2 protein-coding genes are annotated in these 3,987 nt (G+C 30.9%); both read left to right on the top strand.

Translation table 11 applies throughout. The features are described 5' to 3' along the window. Positions 1-309: 309 nt before the first annotated feature. Positions 310-2,919: an Ig-like domain-containing protein gene (locus ACTTKP_RS11510; RefSeq protein WP_442554042.1), complete on the top strand. Its 2,610-nt coding sequence runs from the start codon at positions 310-312 to the stop codon at positions 2,917-2,919. A gap of 255 nt (positions 2,920-3,174) precedes the next feature. Then, positions 3,175-3,987: Rpn family recombination-promoting nuclease/putative transposase (locus tag ACTTKP_RS11505; protein WP_442554041.1), on the top strand; the 813-nt coding region annotated here is incomplete at its 3' end.

Genomic DNA, 3,987 nt, shown 5'->3' with positions numbered 1-3,987 from the left:
AAGTGTCAAAAGTATAAAAATTCGATGCAAGCTTGCTTGCAAGAGAATTTATTATTTTTTGACACGCACATCATATAATAGGACTATATGTAAATATTTTAGTATATTTATATCTGTTTAGCAACCGTTCATTATATGAAAGCTTACTCTCAATACAGGTAAATCTATTAGATTATAAAAATTTATTTATTATTTAAACTTATAATTTATTTTTAAATTATTGACTGCAAAAGTTACATGAATTATAATTAATTAAATATATTTTGAAAATGTAACTTAATATAAATACTTATTTCAAGGAGGAGTGTAATGAGAAGTAAGCAAGCAAAAATATGTAGTTTAATTTTAGCTACAGCTATAACAAGTACATTTTCAGTTTTGCCTTATACTGCTAAGGCTATGACTGAGAAAAATGGTGTAATTTATGTAACAAAAAAAGATGTTAAAAAGGGAAAGGTTATTATATCAAAAAAGAAAGCTAAGTCAATAGTAATTAAGAAAAGTGTAGGCAAGGCTACAATTCAGCTTAAAAATGTAAAACTTTCAGGCGAACTGACTTTTGAAAAAGGAGATTATGTATTAAAGTCATCTAAATCTTCCGTAAAAACTCTCAAAATTACAGGAACAGATACAAAGATAAAGCTTAATAAAAAATCTGATTTTAATAATAAAAATCTTGTATTAAAAGTCGCTAAAAATGCTGTGGGCAATGTTGACTTATCAGATTATGGTAAAAAAATCACTGCTGAATTAGGTAAGGATGTTGATATTGCTCTTACTATGGGAAATAGTAAGGCGAGTGTAGTAGTAAAAAAAGCAGATATAACTTCAAAATTAAATATTAAAGGAAAGGGCGAAGATGCATCTATATCAAAGATAAGAGTAGAAAGTCCGGTTTCTCTCACCGTAAATATAAATGCTGAAACTCTTGAAACAAGTAAAAAGGCTAATACAGCTGTTATTGACATAGAGAAAAAGGTTGGAGACATAAAAAATGAGGCCGGCTCCAGTATTCAGGATAAAGAAGCTGAAAGAATAAAAGCTGAACAGGACAAAGCTGAGAAGGAAAAGGCTGAAAAGGAAAAAGCAGAAAAAGAAAAAGCTGAGAAGGAAAAAGCAGAAAAAGAGAAAGCAGAAAAAGAAAAATCTAAAGAAACCGCAAAAACCGGAAATACAGGCGGTGGTTATTATGGCGGTGGAAGTACAGGAAGCGGAAAAACCGAAAGTGGAAAAACTGGAAAAGAAAATAACCAAACCGGAAATACAGGAAGTGGAAATGCAGGAAACGGAAGTGCAGGAGGCAGCTCATCTACTCAAAGCAAGCCTAAGAAGACTACAAAAATTACTTTAAACAAAACTAGCGATATAACAACTGATGGAGGTAAGACTAAGATTACAGTTACATACGAACCATTAGATGCTACAGATAAAAAACTTGAATGGACTATAAAGGAAGGCGTAGGTATAGCCGAAATAATCTCTTCAAATTCTAATGAGGCTGAGATAGAGGCTTTAGCTAATGGAAAATGTAAGATAGAGGCTAAAGTTAGTGGAAGTAATGTTAAAGCTGAAACAGAGATAAAAATTGATGGTCAGGATTCTAAAGCTTTAGAAAATAAAATAAAAAAGTATTTAGCTTATACTGCTGATAAGCTTAATAAAGATAACTATGATGATGTTCATAAGATAAGTACAGAGCTTACAGCTGCAATTGAAGCAAAAATAACAGCAGGTACTAATAAGGAGAAGTGGGAAGAGTATAAGAATAAGGTTGGAACTAAGGTAACAGAATTAGAAGGAAAAATATTAACTCTGAAAAATGCTGAGACTGCGGCTGCAGGAGTGATAGGGAATGCTTATAACGATATTAGTACAGGTTCTGACCTTGATCCGGATACAGCTAAGACAGCAGTAGAAACTATTGAAGCGAAAAGAAAAGATGTATCAGAAAAAGTTTTTAAGGGAAAAGTAACTGATGAAAATAGATATAATGAGATAAAAGCTGAAGTTGAGGAGTATAAGAAAATAAATCTAAATAATAATCCTACAATAGGAAATACCGGAGTTGTTCTATTTAATGCTTTGACTGTATCAGCAAAATATATTCTTACTAAAGGTACATCAGAAGAAATAGAAAGCAAAGAGTTACAAGCAGGAGCAGATAGGGTTGACCTTTTGAAACAGATGAGAAAGGCTGGAGTTGGAACATATATTGTAAAACTTGTTAAGGACTTTAAGCATTTAAAAGATGTGGAGATAGGAAAGTCTAATGAAAAAGAGGTGAAACTGCTAAAAAATGAATCTTTAGGAGCTGTTACATATACCTATAATGGCACTGATTTTAGTAAGGCTGGAGTTGGTGGAGCTGAACTTATTTTTAATAATGGAAAGCCTATGTTAAAGTGGAAACCTATAGATAATGCAACTTCATATGATGTTGTAGCTTATATAAGTATGTCTAGTGGTGATAAAACATTAGGTGCAGGTATGTTGAAGTCTACAAGTGCTGGTGATAATTATGATAATATTGAAAATGAATCAGAATTTGAACAATTTGAAGTTGAGGATCATATTTCTAAGAAGGGAAATATAAACAATAAACGAAGAATGTGTGCTGTTGGTTTAACTAATACTGAAATGGAGCTTGATAAACTTGTGCCTGACATGGATTATTTTAAAAGGGAAAAAGACAATAGTAAAAGTGTTTGGCAAGAAGTGCAGAAGACTGGTACAGCAATTGATATTTATATAATACCAAGGAATCTTAAGAGTCTTTATGTTAGCAATATGAGTAATGTTCTTGGTGATGCAAGTAGTCATGCCAGCAAAAGTGTATTTATTACAGGAGATAAATTTACATTTAAAGTTTTCTATGAGAAATTTTATGGAAAGCAATTCCCATATGAAGAATTGGATTAATTCATGCTAAGAAAAAGGACTGCAACCAAGATGGTTGCAGTCCTTTTTGTATATATACCACAAAAATCAAACCTCGAATTCAGAATAATAACTAATTGCCTTATTTCTAAAATTAGCCTATAATATTCTTAAAGATATAAAAAATATCTATATTTCAAAGAACTAAATCAATTATTTTAAATTAAGAAAGTTCGGGAAGTATCTAAAAATTTTCAAAACTAAAACAGAAATTAAAAATTTAAGAAAGGCAGGTTTATGGGGCAGAAAGACTTATCTGAAAGAAAACTATTTGAATTTAATGACATGTTTGCGGATGCAGTAAACGGATTGTTATTTTCAGGAGAAGAAGTAGTAAAAGAGGAAGAACTGGAGGATATTCCGTCTAAAAGTAATCATAGAAAAGCTGATGGCAAACTGACCTATCAGGAAAGGGATGTATCTAAACTATGGAAAACAGGTGGAGCAATTATTTCTTTGTTTGGGATTGAAAATCAGACAGAGATTGACAAAAATATGATATTTAGAGTTATGGGGTATGATATTATGTCTTATAAAAGTCAGATAAATAAAGAAGAAACAATAAGAAATAAGCTTTGTAAGTTGAAGAATAAAATGGATGAAAATAGTAAAAAGATTAAGGAAAAGCTTGAAAAAGAGTTAAGTACAATACAAGATGTATATCCGGTTATAACTATAGTGTTATATTATGGTAAAAAGCAATGGGAGTCACCATTGTCGCTGAAAAAAAGATTAAATATACCTGACAAATTAAAGAATATAATTCCGGAATATAGTGTAAATGTATATAATCTTGGAACTATTCCGGATGAAGAGATAGTAAGGCTTAAAAGAGATTTTAAAATTATAGTTGACTTTTTAAAAAATGGTGATACCCTAAAAGTAGAAACAGAAACTATAACTCATTTACCTGAAATGTTAGACTTTTTTGCAGCCTTTGTTGGGGATGAAAGATTTGAAGAAATAAGAGAAAATATAATTGCCTTATATGGAGAAAGGAGCTGTGATGGTATGTGTGATATAAAAGAGGTTTTAGACAAAATAGAAAAC

It is taken from the genome of Catonella sp., from assembly GCF_052169795.1.
Lineage (GTDB): Bacteria > Bacillota > Clostridia > Lachnospirales > Lachnospiraceae > Catonella.
The sequence above is the reverse complement of the archived record's forward strand: the minus strand, read 5'-3'. Positions and strand labels throughout refer to the sequence as shown.